General features: G+C 52.1%; 14 protein-coding genes and 1 tRNA gene. 6 read left to right on the top strand and 9 right to left on the bottom strand.

The annotated features are described in order from the left end of the window. Positions 1-40: 40 nt before the first annotated feature. From HG66A1_RS03060 to HG66A1_RS03045, 4 genes are all read right to left on the bottom strand, one after another. Positions 41-1,117 carry a Gfo/Idh/MocA family protein gene (locus tag HG66A1_RS03060; RefSeq protein ID WP_145180728.1) on the bottom strand — a complete coding sequence of 359 codons (1,077 nt, stop codon included), beginning with the start codon at positions 1,115-1,117 and terminating at the stop codon, positions 41-43. Then, positions 1,114-1,980 carry an acyl-ACP--UDP-N-acetylglucosamine O-acyltransferase gene (gene lpxA / locus HG66A1_RS03055; RefSeq protein ID WP_145180726.1) on the bottom strand — a complete coding sequence of 289 codons (867 nt, stop codon included), beginning with the start codon at positions 1,978-1,980 and terminating at the stop codon, positions 1,114-1,116. Before lpxA ends, HG66A1_RS03060 begins: the two co-directional genes overlap by 4 nt. Before the next feature lie 84 nt (positions 1,981-2,064). Further along, positions 2,065-2,946 (bottom strand): UDP-3-O-acyl-N-acetylglucosamine deacetylase, encoded by an 882-nt coding sequence (locus HG66A1_RS03050; RefSeq protein WP_145180724.1) that lies wholly within the window; start codon positions 2,944-2,946, stop codon positions 2,065-2,067. Between the two features lie 118 nt (positions 2,947-3,064). Continuing rightward, positions 3,065-3,727 (bottom strand): OmpH family outer membrane protein, encoded by a 663-nt coding sequence (locus HG66A1_RS03045; RefSeq protein WP_232102119.1) that lies wholly within the window; start codon positions 3,725-3,727, stop codon positions 3,065-3,067. 511 nt (positions 3,728-4,238) lie between these two features. On the opposite strand from HG66A1_RS03045, the gene HG66A1_RS03040 reads away from it, so the two are divergent. Next, on the top strand, positions 4,239-5,690 hold the full coding sequence (locus HG66A1_RS03040) for a hypothetical protein (protein ID WP_145180720.1): 1,452 nt from the start codon (positions 4,239-4,241) through the stop codon (positions 5,688-5,690). Between the two features lie 96 nt (positions 5,691-5,786). Here the strand turns inward: HG66A1_RS03040 and HG66A1_RS03035 are convergent, their stop codons facing one another. Next, the gene (locus HG66A1_RS03035; RefSeq protein WP_145180718.1) at positions 5,787-7,070 is read right to left on the bottom strand and encodes a nucleoside permease; all 1,284 of its coding nucleotides are present in this window, start codon (positions 7,068-7,070) and stop codon (positions 5,787-5,789) included. A gap of 506 nt (positions 7,071-7,576) precedes the next feature. On the opposite strand from HG66A1_RS03035, the gene HG66A1_RS03030 reads away from it, so the two are divergent. Further along, entirely contained in the window at positions 7,577-7,984 is a 408-nt protein-coding gene (locus HG66A1_RS03030) for a hypothetical protein (protein WP_145180716.1), read from the top strand. A gap of 101 nt (positions 7,985-8,085) precedes the next feature. Here HG66A1_RS03030 and HG66A1_RS03025 read toward each other — a convergent pair whose 3' ends face one another. Continuing rightward, positions 8,086-8,991 carry a hypothetical protein gene (locus HG66A1_RS03025; protein WP_145180713.1) on the bottom strand — a complete coding sequence of 302 codons (906 nt, stop codon included), beginning with the start codon at positions 8,989-8,991 and terminating at the stop codon, positions 8,086-8,088. Positions 8,992-9,698: 707 nt separating this feature from the next. On the opposite strand from HG66A1_RS03025, the gene HG66A1_RS03020 reads away from it, so the two are divergent. From HG66A1_RS03020 to HG66A1_RS03010, 3 genes are all read left to right on the top strand, one after another. Then, positions 9,699-10,529, top strand: coding sequence for a DUF1571 domain-containing protein (locus tag HG66A1_RS03020; RefSeq protein WP_145180712.1), 831 nt, complete (start codon positions 9,699-9,701; stop codon positions 10,527-10,529). 322 nt (positions 10,530-10,851) lie between these two features. Further along, on the top strand, positions 10,852-12,228 hold the full coding sequence (locus tag HG66A1_RS03015) for a Gfo/Idh/MocA family protein (protein ID WP_145036464.1): 1,377 nt from the start codon (positions 10,852-10,854) through the stop codon (positions 12,226-12,228). Positions 12,229-12,678: 450 nt separating this feature from the next. Further along, positions 12,679-13,161: a division/cell wall cluster transcriptional repressor MraZ gene (locus tag HG66A1_RS03010; protein ID WP_145036462.1), complete on the top strand. Its 483-nt coding sequence runs from the start codon at positions 12,679-12,681 to the stop codon at positions 13,159-13,161. A gap of 232 nt (positions 13,162-13,393) precedes the next feature. Here HG66A1_RS03010 and mutY read toward each other — a convergent pair whose 3' ends face one another. Then, the gene (gene mutY / locus HG66A1_RS03005; RefSeq protein ID WP_145180710.1) at positions 13,394-14,605 is read right to left on the bottom strand and encodes an A/G-specific adenine glycosylase; all 1,212 of its coding nucleotides are present in this window, start codon (positions 14,603-14,605) and stop codon (positions 13,394-13,396) included. Between the two features lie 54 nt (positions 14,606-14,659). After that, complete coding sequence (locus tag HG66A1_RS03000; RefSeq protein ID WP_145180708.1) at positions 14,660-15,766, bottom strand: GTP-binding protein; 1,107 nt, start codon at positions 15,764-15,766, stop codon at positions 14,660-14,662. Positions 15,767-15,947: 181 nt separating this feature from the next. On the opposite strand from HG66A1_RS03000, the gene HG66A1_RS02995 reads away from it, so the two are divergent. Further along, entirely contained in the window at positions 15,948-17,183 is a 1,236-nt protein-coding gene (locus HG66A1_RS02995; protein WP_145180706.1) for a DegT/DnrJ/EryC1/StrS family aminotransferase, read from the top strand. Between the two features lie 17 nt (positions 17,184-17,200). Here HG66A1_RS02995 and HG66A1_RS02990 read toward each other — a convergent pair. Beyond that, positions 17,201-17,275: transfer RNA gene (locus HG66A1_RS02990), tRNA-Glu, on the bottom strand. Positions 17,276-17,295 lie beyond the last annotated feature (20 nt).

The following is a 17,295-nucleotide window of genomic DNA, read 5'->3' as shown; positions in this document are numbered from 1 at the left end:
ATCGCAGGCTGGCTGACGCAGTTCCCTCTTCAGGGGCCTGCTAGCCGGCCATGCGGCGTTGTTCGCTCGGAAACTGGATGAAGGGGCCAACAGGTCCCTGCTGGCTGCCATCCCACTGATGAGCATTGACCGCTTCCAGTACTCGCTCTGCAACCTGCATGGCTTCCAGAGCCTGGGTTCCCCCTACCAGGGGCGCTGTATTATTGCGGATCGATTCCACAAAGCTGCTCAGCTCTGCAGTCAGAGCATCTGCCGAAGAAACTTCGGGATTCTCCACTTTCAGAAACGTTCCGAAGACTTCCTGTTTCAATGCTTCCAGGTTTACGCCTGCTTTCCGGGCTCGCTCCAGCGGAGGAGTGCCGTACAGCAGAGTTTCGGAAGGCCGAAAGGAATTCACTTCCCGGCTGGTGAAGTCAACGGTCACGCATCCGGAAACGCCCCAGAGCTGCATGGTCCGTTTCGCTACCGGACAGATCCGGCTGGCAGTCAGGTCGGCAATACATCCATTCTGGAATCGCAGCCGCGCCTGAACGGCGTCTTCATGTTCGCCCATCACCGAGATGCCAAACGCTTCCACGCTTTGCAGCGGAGACTGGACGACGGACAGTACCAGGTCAATGTCATGAATTAACAGGTCGTGAATCACACCGATATCAGTTGAACGGAACGTGTAAGGGCTGACCCGTTCGCTGCGAATGAAGCGTGGCTGCGGACAGCGCTGGAAAGCAGCCTGGGTTGCCGGATTGAAACGCTCGACATGACCAATCTGCAGCAGGGTCTGATTCGCTTCTGCAATCTGCACCAGTTCTTCTGCTTCTGCCAGGTTACAGGCGATTGGTTTTTCGACCAGTACGGGAATCTGCTGGGAAAGAAATTCACCAGCGATCGCCAGATGGGCATGGGTTGGTACGGCCAGAGAAACCGCGTCCACGGAATCAAACAGCTCACGGTAATTCGCCACCCAGCGGGTGCCATGCTGTTCGGCAATGGCCTGTCCCTGATCAGGATTGGTATCGGCGACTGCACACAGATTGACCCCTTCCATGCCAGCTAAAATCCGGGCGTGATGCCGCCCTAATGCTCCGACCCCGACGACGGCCACGCTCAATGAACTCATGCTGCTCTCCGTGTTGAATCTTGACTGTTTTCTTCAGGAACGTATTTGGCGCTGCGGGCGGCTGCTTCTCGTCCTCGTCCCGCTTTACTCCCCTGAATTCCTTCAAAATGATTAAACAGAGTCTGCAATGCCATAGGCATTACACCCTCCAGTTCCTGACTGAAAATTTCGCGGACTTCGTCCAGTTTTTTATTCTTGCGATAGAACAGACGGTACGCTTTGCGGATGACTGCAATTGAGCTCTCCGAAATACCCGCACGCTGCATGCCAACCAGGTTGACAAACCGCACGCGAAAATCATCTGAACCCGTGCAGATCATAAAGGGAGGCACGTCGATCGTGGCCCGGGCACCGCCGCTGACGAAGGCCAGCGTTCCTACGGTACAGAACTGATGGACGACCGTGTTTCCGGAAACAATCGCCCGGTCGTGCACATGCACATGTCCGCCCAGCAGCACGCCGTTGACGAGTGTCACATCATCAAAGATCCGGCAGTTGTGAGCGACATGAGAATTACACAGGAATGTATTTCGATTGCCAATGCGTGTGCAGTGGTCTTCTTTTTCGGCGCCCCGATGAATCGTGCATCCTTCTCGAAACAGATTGTCGTCACCGATGATCAATCGGGTGGGAGCACCATGATAGCCGGCATCCTGTGGCTCGCTGCCAATGACTGATGTCGGGAAAAAACGATTTCGTTCGCCAATTGTAGTATGTCCCGTGATGGAAACATGACTGTCCAGTACAGTCCCATTCCCAATTTTGACATCCGGTCCCACAAAACAGAACGGACCGATTGTCACATCCTCTCCAATTTCTGCCTGGGGATCGACGTAGGAGAGATTTGAGATACTTGTCGCCATGTGTGTTGACGTCCTAAAAAGTCTGCAGTCAGTGACATACCAGAGTGAGATGGAATAGCTGCTCAGCAGCTGAATCAATACTTATTAAGCAACCTTCCAGGCTGTTTCGGATTCCGTGGATTGATGCGTTAACCTGATCTGCCGAATCAGCTCTCGATTCAGAGCGTGCCCCGACTGATTTGCGCTGAAATAACCGTGCAGGTCACAGCCCAGCAGAGCAAAATCTCCCAGGCAATCCAGCATTTTGTGGCGGACACATTCGTCGAGTGTCCTTAATTCGTTATCAACGGGACCATCCGGCCCCAGAACCAGAAGATCGGCGGCACTCAACCGCTGACCGTAGCCCAGCTCACGCATGGCTGCGACTTCTTCTTCCAGCACAAACGTGCGGGAAAAAGCCAACTGGTTCATCCAGACCTCCGGATTGATTTCCAGTGTCAGGCACTGAGGTTCAACCGGCGACTCTGCGCCATAGTTCAGATAGTAGCCGATCGCCATGACGGACCGGTTTAAAGGCCGAGCCTGAATGAAGCTGCCCGCCTCATTCTCTACGGTCACTGGCTGCTGAATCGAAATCACTTTCCGGGGGAATGGCTGTTCTACGATTCCCGCTTCCAGAAACTCCTCTGACAGTTCCAGGGCGGAACCATCAAAACAGGGAGCCTCGGGAGCATTGATCTCGACACGACAATTATCGATCTGCAATCCTGCCAGAGCGGCCATGACATGCTCGATCATTTCGACGGAAGCGTCTTCGAATTCAATCGCAGTCCGCCGCTGCCGAAAGACGGCATTTTCAATCAAAGCCGGGATTGGTTTGGATCCACTCAGATCCGTCCGGACAAACTGGATTCCATGATTTTCCGGTGCGGGGAAAAAGCGAATTTTCACATCAGAGTTTGTGAAGATCCCAACTCCGCGACACTGTACTGATCTGGCCAGCGTTCTCTGTTGGCGAGTTCGCATGGGCTGCTCCTTCATTGAGAAAGATGATCCTGGTGCTCTGAAACAACCACAAAAAGGATGCAGGCAGATTCAGACCTGCGCTGCATCCGTTTGAGGAGTGCATGAGAACCCGTCTCTACTACTGCCGGGTTTTGCCGGGAGTCGGACGAGTAGCAGAACCACCGGCAGCACCTGCCTGGCTCTTGTAGTTGCGGTTCAGGTAGTCCAGAACGGACAGAGTGATGTCATCGTCAGCACGGTGAAATACCACCTGGCGATTCATACCCTGGATCAGTTTCTTGGGATCATCGGTGTCGAGGCTTTCGCGATTAAACCGCATGATCAGAGTATAGTTGTAGATCTTTGCGTACTTCTGAACCGTTTCAGTCACTTCCATGTAAATGGTGTGATAGATCCGGGATTCTTTCCGCAGAAAATCACGCTGTGCAACTTTACGGAATGCTTCGAAGTCGGAAGCGGCCTGGGCCAGCTGTTTTTCGCGAGCCAGGTACTCAGGGCTGCCCTGTTTGAAATCCTGCATCTCTTTCTGAACAGCCTGAATCTGCTCTGCCATGGCTTTCGCTTTGGCATCGCTCTGCTGAATTTCAGTTTTGAGCTCTTCACGCAGGGCGGTGAATTTCTCGTAGTTCTTGAACACATGAGCCATATCAATCAGGCCCACTTTGTGTACCACAGAAGAGGTCTTGCTGGGAGCATTGTTTTGTGCTGATGCTGTTTCGGTGAAACAGGCAAAGCAACCAACAATGGCAAGAACTGTAGCAGATGTCATTAATTTTTTCACGACCGAAGCACTCCTTTGCAGAATGGACCACTGTCCGTAGTGGCAATCAAACGAAAATAGATTTTCTGAATCAGGCCCGATTCCGTCTCACGTTTTCAGGAGACCTTCACGGAACCCGTACATCATGGAAATGTAAGTTTAACTATCGCGTTCAGTGGAAAACATCTCATATTTTTCCGACTGCCCGCATCGAGAGAACGGTAATTTTGCATAGTTTTAAAATCAGGTCAATACGAAAAAATCCGCTTTCACGCTCAATTTACAAACCGATTTCGGGTTTTTCGTCGCAGGTCCCTGCGTTGTTCCAGTCACTCGGTTTTTGGTCTTGCCTTGAAATGGCGTTTGAATTATCACACGCACCTCTTTCAATTCTCAAATTTAACCTTTCCCCGATATGAATCGCCCCCGATTCGTATTTCCCAAACAATTCTGGTTGTCCTCAAATACTCGCGACAACTCACCTTATACCTTTCAAATGGGCTGTAAAAAAGTCAGCACGGAGGCTTATTCCATGTGTCCGTTAGACCGCTGGATCCTGACACCTATATTAATGACAGGGCTGTTCCTCAGCCTGGCTGACGATGTTTTTGCGAAAAAACGGACCTTTCCCTACGAAGCGGTCGTCAATGCAGACGAAGCCCTGGTTCGCAGCGGCAATGGACGTCGCTATTATCCGACGCTCAAACTCAAACGGGGCAACCGCGTCACCGTACACCGCCACGATCCGGGTGGGTGGTTTATGATCGCCCCTCCCCAGGGAAGTTTCAGCTGGGTTCGTGCAGAACATGTACAGAAACTCAACGGCAATCGGGGACGCGTGACTGAAAACGGTGTCGTCGTCCGGGTAGGAAGTGCCTTTGATGAATCGCGGGAAGTCGAGCAGATCCGACTCTCAAAAAATGATGAAATCACCATTCTGGACAGCAAAAATGTTCAGACGGAATTTGGTAATGTGCTGATGTATCGCATCAAACCTCCCGTTGGCGAATGGCGCTGGGTTGAAGGACACCTGTTGCTCCCCACAGACGAGTATCAGCCCGGTAAGAGTGCCCCGGCAATCATTGATTCGCCGATCGCTCAGAATGAAGCTGACCCCTTCAGCCAGGGTATGCCCGAGATTAAGACGCCAGCTGCTCCAAATCGGGAACAGATTCAAACTCCCACCGATGGCTCTGCACGACGGAGTGTTCCTCAAGTTGATGAAATCGCTGCCGCCAAGGACGCGATCAAAACCATCGACACTCAGTTCCGGGCGATGATTGAAGCCGAACCGACGAGCTGGGATCTGGATGGCCTGGAGCAGGACTATAAAACTCTGCAGCAGGAAATCAAACTTCCGGCTATCGCCAGTAAGATCGATCTCCGCATTGATGCCGTCAATCGTTATCGCAAAGTCAAAGAAGAGTACAAGGACTTCCTGAAGCTGGCAGAAGAAACCAGCAAACGGGATGCAGAACTGGTCTCGATGGCTCCGGACCAGAACAAAACGAATCGCTATCCCTCACCGGAAGTTCCCGTGGGAGACAACGGACTGCTCCCCCCCACTCCCGAACCTGCTGATTCCATGATTCCCGGGCAGCCTGCTGCTCCCACTCAACCAGTCATCCCGAGCCAGCCGGCTCCACCACTGCCACAACCGAGTGCACCAACACCAACTGTTCCCCAGCCTCAGATGCAGCAGCCTTCTCAGCCTGCTCAACCTCAGTTCTCAGGAGCGGGGATCGTACGACGTCTTTCTAATGTCCGCCGTGGCATGCCGACACATGCTCTGGTTGCCCCGGACGGACGCTTTCTGGCCTATCTGCAGCCGGTCTCTCCTCAGATCAATCTGGACGCCGTACAGGGTCGCGCAATCGGCGTGACTGGCAAACGCTGGTTCCGAAATGATTTACGCGGGGAATACATCCTCGTCGAATCCATGACTCCTGTTCGCCTGCAGGCAGCACCGGTTCCCGGGCGGTAAAGTCCCGTAAAGTTAGCTTACTGACAAACAAAAACGCCCGCTGGAGCTCTGAGCCAGCGGGCGTTTTCCATTTCAGATTGAGATCCAATCAGCAGTTTAGACCATCTCTTCGGCACCAGCGGCCTTCGCGACATCTTCTTCGCTGACTTCTTGAGGTGCCTGTGGAGAATCCTTAAACAACAGGAAGAACAGGACCATAATCACCAGCGCTGCTACGGTCGGAATGATCCAGAACTCTTTCCAGTTCTGCAGTTTGGCTGCCCCTTCGCCGGTCACAATCGTATTGATCAGGTTTCCGCTGATCAGTGCCCCCAGCAACATCCCAACCCCCTGGGTCGCGAATACCAGAAAACCCTGGGCCTGAGCACGAATTGAGGGACCCGCTTTCTGATCGACATAGATCTGACCTGTCACGAAGAAGAAGTCGTAACAGATACCGTGCAGCAGAATCCCGATGACAATCATCCAGACAACGCCATCAGTTGCTCCAGCGGCAAACAGGCCATAACGGACAACCCAGGCGAACATGCCGAACAGCAGCATGCGTTTGACTCCCAGGGATTTGAAGAAGAAGGGCATCAGCACCATGAACAACACTTCGGACATCTGACCGAAGGACATCTTAAATGCAGGGTTCGCAATTCCGGCATCAGCGACAAACACCGGTGCGTAAGCGTAATAAGCTGCCAGGGGAATACAGATCAGCAGTGAGCTGACCATGAAGACCAGAAAAGATCGATCTTTCAGCAGTGCCAGCGAATCCAGTCCGAGAATATCCCGAATTGAAATTTCTTTGCCTTTAGACGGTGGCGGAGTGTGTGGCAGGGTCAGACTGTAAATCCCCATCAGCACTGCAGCTGCACCAGCCACGAACAGCGGTTTGGGAGTCATGTCGGCTTGCATGAATTTACTGACCACGATGTTAGCGACAATCCAGCCCAGGGTCCCGAACACACGGACCAGCGGGAACCAGACTTCCTGATTCTTGAGATGCGAAAAAGCAATCGTATTGGTCAGCCCCAGGGTTGGCATGTAACACAGCATGTGTAACAGCAGTAACAGGATGAATGTTTTACTCCCTTCCCCATCAGGTCCTACAACGTGCGGAGCGTAATAGAGTGCCGCACCACCGATGACCATCAGCACGGCCAGGACGCGTTCAGAAGAGAAAAAGCGGTCTGCAACCATACCCAGGATAAAAGGTGAGACGATCGCCGCGATCGGCCCTACAGTGTAAGCCCAGTAAATCGCATCCCCCATTCCGTTGGCTCCCATGTAGTTACCAACGGTCACATACCAGGCTCCCCAGACGAAGAACTCCAGGAACATCATAATTGAGAGACGAATACCAATGCTGAGTGGCGATTGTTGTGAGGACATACTCGTTAAACCCTTCTCCTGCTCTGTTGCTAAATACCGTATTTGTCGGATCTTTGATCGGTACGATCATGTCCCGAATGACCTTAACAGGCAAGTATAAAGGGATTCAGTCCCGGGAATTTCTCCTGAATGCATCTCTGCTGTGCTCTGAATGAAACGCGCCCCGGGGTTCAATCAGTCGCTGCATGCCAGCCAAGTCAGGCTTTGCTCTCGCTGAACTGCTCCTGACACGAAGCAATCAAATTTGCTGTCTGATCAGCGCCCTCGGCGACGTCATCCTTTACAAATCAGCAGGGCATTTTCCATATCAGACTGCTAAATAAGGACTTACAACATTTACACACAAAAGAAATACACTTATTTACACTTTTTATATTACCTATATTTACAATAGCGGAAAAATCGATACAATCCCTTTAATCCGAATAATCACTACAATCGGAACAGGCGGAACTCACTCTCACCTCACTCTCAAGAAACTGTCACCACTTTCTGAGAGGTCTATCATGAAACTGTTAACGAACTTCTGGCGCGATGAAGCCGGTCTGGTCATGTCAGCCGAGCTGGTCATGCTGGGAACGGTCGGAGTCATCGGTGCCACTGTCGGCCTGAGCGCTGCTTCCACCGCCATTAATGATGAAATGGTTGAATTCAGCCACGCGATTCGCAGCCTGGACCAGAGCTATGAAGTCCAGGGGCACACCAGTTGCCGTGCCTGGACTGCTGGATCGTCCTATCGGCAGCAGGACGTCGAGAAGTCACTGGCTGATCTGTGTGGCCAGGTTGAAAAAAGCAATCGCGCTGTCGAGAAAAAACGTGAGTTGAAACGCAAAGCGCCACCCACATCCAAAGAGCTTCGCAAAAAAATGGAAGCTAAAAAGCGGAAACAACAGCAGAAGAAAAACGAAGCCTGATCTGTCAGCTTCATAAGTACCTGCTAACCCCATAATGCAACAGGCCCGCTCTGATTCGATTTCAGAGCGGGCCTGTTTTTGATTTCAGTTTCGCTGGCAGCTTACTGCTGACGATTCCACTCATCCACCTGCTGCAATACTTTGATCACGGCTTTCAAAGGATCGAGTGCTTCTGCTTCGAACCTTCTGGAAATCCGCGGATTCTGTGGTGGTGAATAGGAACAGCTGAAGAGAAATTCGTCGGGTCTGACACCGGGTTCTAGGCGATAATCGCGAATGCCCAGTTCATTCAACTTCTGAACCGCGGCACTCCAGGTCGCCGGATCCCGTCTGAGCATCAGTTCGGCTCGCTGCCGGAACTGGGGATCCACTTCGCGAACTGGTTCCTGGGCTGCAGCCTGCTGAATGGCGGATGGCTGCTGCGGTGTGTCAAAAGGATCGACAGTATTCGCCTGGCTTTCAAACTGCTGAAGTTCCTGTCCCAGTGCATTTTCAACACCTGGTGCGAACTCAGACTGACCATCAAAGCCGGCCTGTTGTATTGGATTCGGTTCCCGGTTGTCCTGCATCTGTGCTTCACCAGGAAACTCAGCCGGAGGGTTCAACCCTGCCATTTCCTGACCGGGCTCGCGTTTTTGTGCAGATGGTTCCAGTTCCCAGCCATCCAGCGCTCCCGCAGGTGGCAGCCACTCGTCATCGCGTCGACTTCGCCGGGGAGACTGGGAGGCTGTGTTACCAAACGGATTCTGTGCGGACTGACCATTGCCAGCGGCACCATTCAAACTACCTTCGCCACCCAGATCGATTTCATGGGAAGAAGAGTCGAAAGAGATTTCCTCAAAGGGAGACTGCGTAGAATCTTCCTGGTTAAAGAGGTCATTTTCATTGAGAGCAGACTTTTTCACAGGAGCGATTTCCGGAATCCCGAAGATGGCCAGCATCGGTACAGCCACCAATGGGATTAACACTAGAATCGTCGAAAAAAAGTCATTCGTTTTGGAGCGCATTTGCGTTTCTCCTCCATGTTCGCAATCACGCTATCGGATCAGATCCGATCGGAACAATGGGAACACTCCTTGTTCTCAATGTGTCTGGTTAACAGAAACCTTCCTGGTTAACCACAATCGATCTGGTCAGAAATTCGCCTTCGCTGTGGGGCCCGGTTGTAAGACTGGCTTCTGAATTTCTGAGGCAGATCAGCATTTTTTGAAATGTTTCCGGTCAGCTTCAAGGTCGCGAATCATACAGAATTGCCTTAATTCCAACAATTGAAGTTTCTGAAAATCTGTTGAATTCGGCAAATCTTCAAAGAATCATCTATCTTAACACACCTCGCCCCATGTTAAAATAGGAGGCCCGTCAACTCCAGGAAGAATAAAAAGCTCACAAACTTAGATGGCGACGAGTCAATCTAAAGAATCTGTCTTGACAATTTATCAAAAAACCAAGAGAACACGTGATCTGATTTATTACGGTCTGTGCATTGGTTCGATTATTTATACAGTGCCGTAAGAGTTTTGAATGCTCAAATCTCTGCTCGACATCGAATCGAAACACCGTATCATTTCATAAGAGGGAAACTCAGTCAGACGTTTCCGTACTGCAGAGTGATCTATATATTTCTTACTGGTTTTGAGACCGTTCCTCCGCCAATGTGCTCATTCGGAATCAGTCCAAAACAAGTGGATTTCGACAAAGGGAGTCACGAAATTCAATGGTAAAACAATTCGCTTACCAAACGCGCATCGTTCTGGGTCGCCAGATGGGGAAAGTGGCAGCGTTCACTGGAGTTCTTGCTCTCGCCCTGACCGCCAGCCTCACTCAGGTCAATAACCTGCACGCTGAAACCCCCAGTTCAGGCCATGCTCTGGATCCGGCCATCCGCCTGGCAATGCAGAGCTACGAAACAACGGCTGACATCAAAGACTTTCAGGGGACCTTCATCAAACGTGAAAAAGTAGGACGCAGAATGCAGCCTACTCACACGATGCAGATCAAGTTTCGTGAAAAACCACTCAGCGTCTATCTGAACTTCCTTAATCCTCATGAAGGACGTGAAGTGATCTACTTCCATGGTCGCAATGGAAACCAGATCCTCGCACACGAGACCGGCATCAAAGGTCTGGTCGGTACCGTCTCTCTGCAGCCTAACAGCCCGCAGGCCATGGATGAAAGCCGCTACCCGATCACAACCATCGGCATTCGCAAAATGCTGTACCAGATTCTGAAACAATGGAATGAAGAACGGAAACAGGATGCTGGCGTTGCTGTCAAATACTTCCCGGATGCCAAACTGGGCAACATGCAGTGCAAAGTTCTGCAGACCAGCTACCCGCAACAGCGTCAGGGAATCCGCTTCCAGATGACCCGGCTCTACATCGACAAAGCAACCAACCTGCCCGTACGCGTCGAACAGTATGACTGGCCGACACGTCGCAATGCGAAACCAGAACTGGTGGAAGAATACACCTACTCCAACATCCGCACTAACGTTGGTCTGACCGATGCTGACTTCGATCCGCAGAACCCGAATTACAACTTCTAATCTGCCTGTGATTCGACTCCACTTAAATTAAGATCACTTAGTAATCACCCGCCGAAGACTCGTCTCGAGTCTTCGGCTTTTTTTATCTCCTCATCTCCACAAAACCCTGCTTCGTAACTCTTCACATTCTTAACGAACAAGTTGCAACTGCCTCTTTCGCATTGATATAATCAGATATCATTATACGTATTTTTATCTGATTGAATTCCGCTTTCCACTAAACGGTCATTCGATTGATTCTCTGCTTTCCTTTTTCAATCGGCCGGTCAGATAAACCTTCCATCTGATTTCAACTTCATTAGCTACAACTAAGGAGCCCAACATGAGTGAAGCGCCCAAGGACATCTCATCACGTCGCGAATTTTTAAAGAATTCCAGTCGACTTGCTGCAGGGGCTTCTGTGCTGGCAGGCACGTCAATTCCGCACGTACATGCTGCCGAAGATAACACAATTAAAATCGCCCTGGTTGGCTGTGGCGGACGTGGTACCGGAGCTGCTTCCAACGCGCTCTCCACCACCAGCGGCCCCATTAAACTCGTCGCGATGGCAGACGTCTTCGACCATCGCCTCAATACCAGCTACAACAGCCTGAAGAAAATCCACGGCGACAAAGTCGATGTTCCCGACAGCCAGAAATTCATCGGTTTTGATGGCTACGAGAAAGCAATCAGCTGTCTCGGTCCGGGAGATGTGGTACTGCTCGTCACCCCTCCCGCTTTCCGCTGGGTTCACTTCGGTTACGCCATCGAAAAAGGCATCAACGTCTTCATGGAAAAACCGATCACAGTCGACGGTCCCAGTACCCGCAAGATGCTTGAGCTTGGCAAAAAGTCTGTTGAGAAGAACCTCAAGGTTGGCGTCGGTCTGATGTGCCGGCACTGTAAAGCACGCCAGGAACTTTACGATCGTATCAAAGATGGTCAGATTGGCGATGTCCTCGAACTGCGGGCCTATCGTATGGCCGGTCTCACCGGTTCTGCTGCCACCGGCCCCCAGCCGCCTGACATGAAAAGCGAACTCCTGTATCAGATCTCCCGCTTCCATGGTTTCCTCTGGGCCAGCGGTGGTGGATACAGTGACTTCCTGATCCACAACATCGACGAAAGCTGCTGGATGAAAGATGCCTGGCCGGTTCAAGCCGATGGATCGGGTGGACGCCATTACCGGGGCGATAACGTCGACCAGAACTTCGACAATTACAGCGTCGAATACACGTTCGCCGATGGAACCAAACTCTTCCTGCGTGGTCGTACGATTCCCGGCTGTCGCCAGAAGTTTGCCAGTTTTGCGCACGGCACCAAGGGACTGGCAGTGATTTCAACCTCGGCTCACCACCCGGCGAAACCCCGGATCTACAAAGGCTATAATGAGGATAAGGACAATCTTCTCTGGGAATTCCCACAGCCTGAGCCAAACCCGTATCAGATCGAATGGGACGATCTGATTACCGCCATTCGTGAGGATCAACCTTACAACGAAGTTCAGCGCGGTGCGGAAGCCAGCCTGGTTACCGCCATGGGTCGTATGGCCGCCCACACAGGGCAGATCGTTACCTACGATGAAATGCTGAACTGCAAACAGGAGTTCGCTCCCGATGTAGATAAACTGACCATGGACTCGCCCGCTCCGGTGATCGCCCGTGCCGACGGATCGTACCCCGTCCCACTGCCGGGTATCCTGAAGCACCGTGAGTATTAAGATTCACCGACGGCTTCGGTCGTCTCTCAAGTGAATGATCAACAGGCGACCTCCGAACTGATTTCGGAGGTCGCTTTTTTATTTCAAGTCATTCTGAAGTTTTGCAATACACACTCAACACGCTTCCATCCACAATCGTATTGACTTCCCTTCTCATTCAGCCTGCACAGGCTCACCTCGCTTTCATGCGTCATACTTCACCCAATAATTCTCAGAGCGGGAAAAACACTCATATCAGCGTCAGACAGAAAAATTGACAAAATCAGGAGAATCAGACAATCAGTGATTGCCTTTTTGAATTGCGAACGGTAAATTCGGTTCTTAGTGGGTTTCCTGCCCAATTGATCTTTGATAACTAGTTGATTGTGGGTTATCCGCCCAGTACAATGTTGAAATCATTCAAGATTGCTGCAAATCGGGTTTAATCACCCCTGTTTCGTCAGGCTGACTATGAGCGGTGAAACTTTTATCACAGGAGAGATCAAACGGACGGTCGACGACCGTTTCCGGATTTCGCTCCCTGCTGATATGGCTCAAGCCGTGACTGACGAATCTGGGGAAACGATGCTCACCAAAGAGCGTGCTGGCTGCCTCAGCCTCTGGAAAGCCTCCGACTGGCAATCCAGACATGATCAGGGAGTTGACCTGATCAAACAGAAGATTCAGGCTCATCGCCTGGAGAATCGCTGGGATGAGGTGCAACGCCTGGGGCGACTGCTGTCGACCCGGAACCGCACGATTCAGTTGGCCAATCGTTCTCGCTGCACAATTCCGGAAGGATTTCGCGAGTTCCTGGGAGTCCAACCCAACCAGGAGGTCATGATTGTTGGCGCAGTGATCTGCGTCGAAATCTGGAATCTCTCGGCCTGGCAGAATCTGCTCGAACAGGACATGCCTGAATTCGGCACACTCTTCAAAGAGCTCTCTGGTTAATCCACAATCGATCTACGATACATATAGACCTTCAGCGTCTTTGACTACGGGAGAGGGAGCGACTCATTCAGTACCCCCATCACATCCGGTAAACCTAAAGTCTATTTCCATGGAAGGCTTTTTTGGCACGGATGCCGCTTTCTTCTCTTGAGTCAAATGCGTTTTCCCCATTCTCAATCTCAGGCAATTTTGAGAATGGGGATTTTTTACGCGCCGACCCAAACCGATGCGGTCAGCCCCCCACCTGCCCGGCCAGCAGTTGCGCAAACTTTCGCCCCGTGACTGACAGGGGATATTCGCCCAATTCACTCACAGGCACCCACCGATATTCGGATGACTCCAGAGCTTCGTCCGCTTCGACCTCGGCGATAAAACACAACAGCCGAATCTTGTATCGCGTCACACTGTGACGGATCTCCTGAGCGAATTGACGAATCGAAGCTGCCACGCCTGAGTGCTCGCGCACATACGCCTCCAACTGAGGAATCACAGACGCGTTCAACCCCTCCGGAATTTCCGCGATGTTGTTACCCGTTTCCATTTCCTCATCGAACAGCAACTGCTCCCGGGAGGATTTCTTACGGGGGGCAGCCGGATGCGGAGTACCATTGAGCTCTTCCAGAGTGAATCTGGGAAAATCCCAGAGCCCCGCCCAGCGTTCGCCTGCTGTCCGCTGCCGAATCAGTACATTCTGCCCGTCGAAAACTGCGACCGAAGCATCCGTCAGAGGAGTAATCACCGGCCGCGCTTTAGGAACCGGAATCTGCTGCTGTCGCTGCGTGAGAAACGCTTCACAACAGGCACTTACCGGACACTCGGCACACTGTGGATTCTGAGGCGTACAGACCAGACTCCCCAAATCCATCAACGCCTGGTTAAATGCTCCTGGTGCCTTGCGAGGCAGAATCAACTCTGCGAATTCCCACAACTGCTCCTGTCCGGATTTTGAGCGGGGATCCAACTCCAGCCCGATTAATCGCGAATACAGGCGGAGTGTATTCGCCTCTACAATCGGTGCCCGCTGATCATAGGCGAACGAACAGATGGCTCCAGCGGTATATCTGCCGATTCCGGGCAGCGCCTGCAGACCATCGACGTCCCTCGGAAAGGCGCCGTCGCGTTCCTCGGTAATCACCCGGGCCGCTTTATGAATGTTCCGAGCGCGACTGTAGTAACCCAGCCCCTCCCAGTACTGCAGCACTTCACCCTCTTCAGCAGCAGCCAGAGTCTGCACATCGGGAAAGCGATCCATAAACTTTTCGAAATAGGGGATCACCGCAGCAACCACGGTCTGCTGCAACATGATCTCGCTGATCCAGACTTTGTAGGGATCGTCAATATTCCGCCAGGGAAGATCCCGCTGATGTACGGCATACCAGGCCTGCAGTCCACGTCGAAACCGCTGCCGTCGACCAGCGTCAAACAGATCATTTAACTCAGACATCACATCCCCGCACAGAAGCCGACCCTGCCGGCCCCTATCCGAGACCTGCAGGTATTACTTGGGTGTCGCATACCGATGAGTGGGCACTGGTCGACCCGGGCGAAAACTCTGAGTCTGATTGAACTCCAGCTTCGCATTCAAAGCCCCGGCACACTGCTCCAGGACCTTCATGACCTGCTCGGTCAACGCGTCTGGATCGCAGGCCACGCGGGCGTTCACAATCAGATCAACTTCCTTGACCGTGCAGTCGGATGCCAGTGACAGCTTCGGTTCACTGTCGTTACTGACCAGGTTCGAGACACCAAAAAATCCTTCCCACAAACCGATCACTTTCAGGTGAGCGGTTTCTACCCCCTGTTCGCGGAACGAAGTCTGCAAATGACTGATCACAGCCAGCAACAGCTGATCCAGGGAGAACTCGTTCTCAGCTGAAACATGCACGCTGCTGTTCAACCAGCCCAGCTCTGCTTCACCTTCCGCATAGATATCATAATCAATGTCCAGAATTTTACCGCCGAAATCACCTTCCTGTTCCAGAAATTCGATCAATCCTTCAAAGCCTGCCCCCGTCAGAGCGGATGTCCGCAGGACAGGTGTTCCGGGAAACTGTTCATTGACCAGCGTTGTCAGTTCTTCCACGGCTTCTTCAGATAATTCATCGATCCGATTGATGAGAATCAGATCTGCCTCTTCCAGCTGCTTCTTCAGAATATACGCTGCCTTCGGTGAGAATCCGGAACCCTGCTCGTTTTTCAGAATTTTCAGACCATGGCTGGGTTTCATCAGCACGGCATAAGGTTGGATTTTGAAATCGGCATCGTACAACTGCTTGATGGGCTGAATCACAGTGGCTACCAGGTCGGTGCAACTGCCGACCGGTTCGGCCAGAATTACGTCCGGCCTCTGTTGTGAACCAAGTTCGCCAATGGTGTCCATCAGCGAATTAAAATGGCAGCAGAAACAGGCACCTGCGACTTCTCCGACATTCAGCCCCTGGGAACGCAGTGAGTTCGTATCAACCAGATCCGCCGCCTGATCGTTGGTAACCACACCGACGTTCAATCCCTGATCCGTGTAATGCTTTGCCAGCCGTCCGAGCGTGGTGGTTTTTCCTGCTCCTAAAAACCCACCCACCATGATAAATTTGATTTGATGTGACATCTTGGTTTCACCTGCCAATACGAGTATGCTGGATTTCAGACGAATTTCTGATTCAACCTGGTAACCTGATTTATGAATCAGAGCACCGAAGATTGACACCATCATACTCTAACGTTCTTAAGTATAACAGTATGTTATTTGCGTTTTGCGTTTTCCTGTTTAAATATTAGAGTCTAGAACCATGCTCGTGAACAGCCCCTTCAGCGAAAAACCAGCGATCCTCGGCGGCATTCCCTGCCTGCCTGCAGGTCCACCAGCCTGGCCTTTCCCGAGCGCAGCCACCACCCAGGTATTACAGGAGGCTCAGAAGACAGGCCTCTGGGGGAAATACCATGGCCCCTGGACGAAAGAACTGCAGCAGCGCCTGTGTGAGCTTCATCAAAAAGAGGAAGCCCTGCTCTGCTCCAGTGGTACTGTCGCGATCGAACTTGCACTACGAGGGCTGAATGTCGGGCCGGGCGATGAAGTCATTCTCGCCGCTTATGACTTTGAAGGGAATTTCAAAAATATCCTGACGGTAGACGCGACACCAATGCTGGTCGACGTGGATAGGCGCAACGGCAATCTCGACATCGAACTGGTAGAACAGGCGATCACACCTGCCACACGCTGCATCCTGGTTTCGCACCTGCATGGCGGGTTGGTCCCCATGCGGGCTCTGACAGCGATCGCGGCAGCCCGAGGCATCCCCGTGATTGAAGATGCCTGCCAGGTACCGGGAGCGATGATTGAAGGCCGCACAGCGGGCAGTTGGGGCGAGATCGGGACCCTCAGCTTCGGAGGCAGTAAATTATTGACCGCAGGACGAGGGGGGGCTGTAATGACATCCTCACCACAGATTGCCCAGCGGATCCGACTCTATTCCTTTCGGGGCAATGACGCTTATCCGCTCTCTGAACTGCAGGCCGGCCTTTTAATTCCTCAGTTGGACCAGCTGCCCACACAAAACCAGTTACGCCAGGATAACGTGACACACCTCATCAGAAAGCTGGGCAGCGACTCAGGACTGACCAGCCTTGAGAACCACCGGCTCAATTCTGCGCATGCTTCGCAGCCAGGATATTACAAGCTGGGGCTCTGGTATGACTCAGAGCGATTTGAGGGCCTCCCACGCGAGCTGTTCTGCCTCGCAATGCAGGCCGAGGGAATTGCCCTGTTCCCAGGCTTCAGGGCTCTACACGCGATCCACAGCCGTCGACGCTACCTGCAGGCCGACGAACTCTCTGTCGCCTCTGAATGTGATCAGCAACTGGTAGTTCTACACCACCCAATCCTGCTTTCTGAGGCAGAGAGCATGACACAAATCGCAGAAGCGGTACGGCGCATTCAGATCCATGCAGCCGAAATCAGACAGCAGACCACCCCGGAGATTCAAGAGGCAGTGCGCAAAAAAAACAGCGATCATTCTTTCGAATGATCGCTGTTTTTCAAATCTGACCCCAAGGGGATTTGAACCCCTGTTTTCGGGATGAAAACCCGATGTCCTGGGCCTAACTAGACGATGGGGCCGACGAGATTAGTAATCTAAG

Origin of the sequence: Gimesia chilikensis, assembly GCF_007744075.1 — a bacterium.
In the GTDB taxonomy this organism is placed as follows: Bacteria; Planctomycetota; Planctomycetia; order Planctomycetales; family Planctomycetaceae; genus Gimesia; species Gimesia chilikensis_A.
The sequence above is the reverse complement of the archived record's forward strand: the minus strand, read 5'-3'. Positions and strand labels throughout refer to the sequence as shown.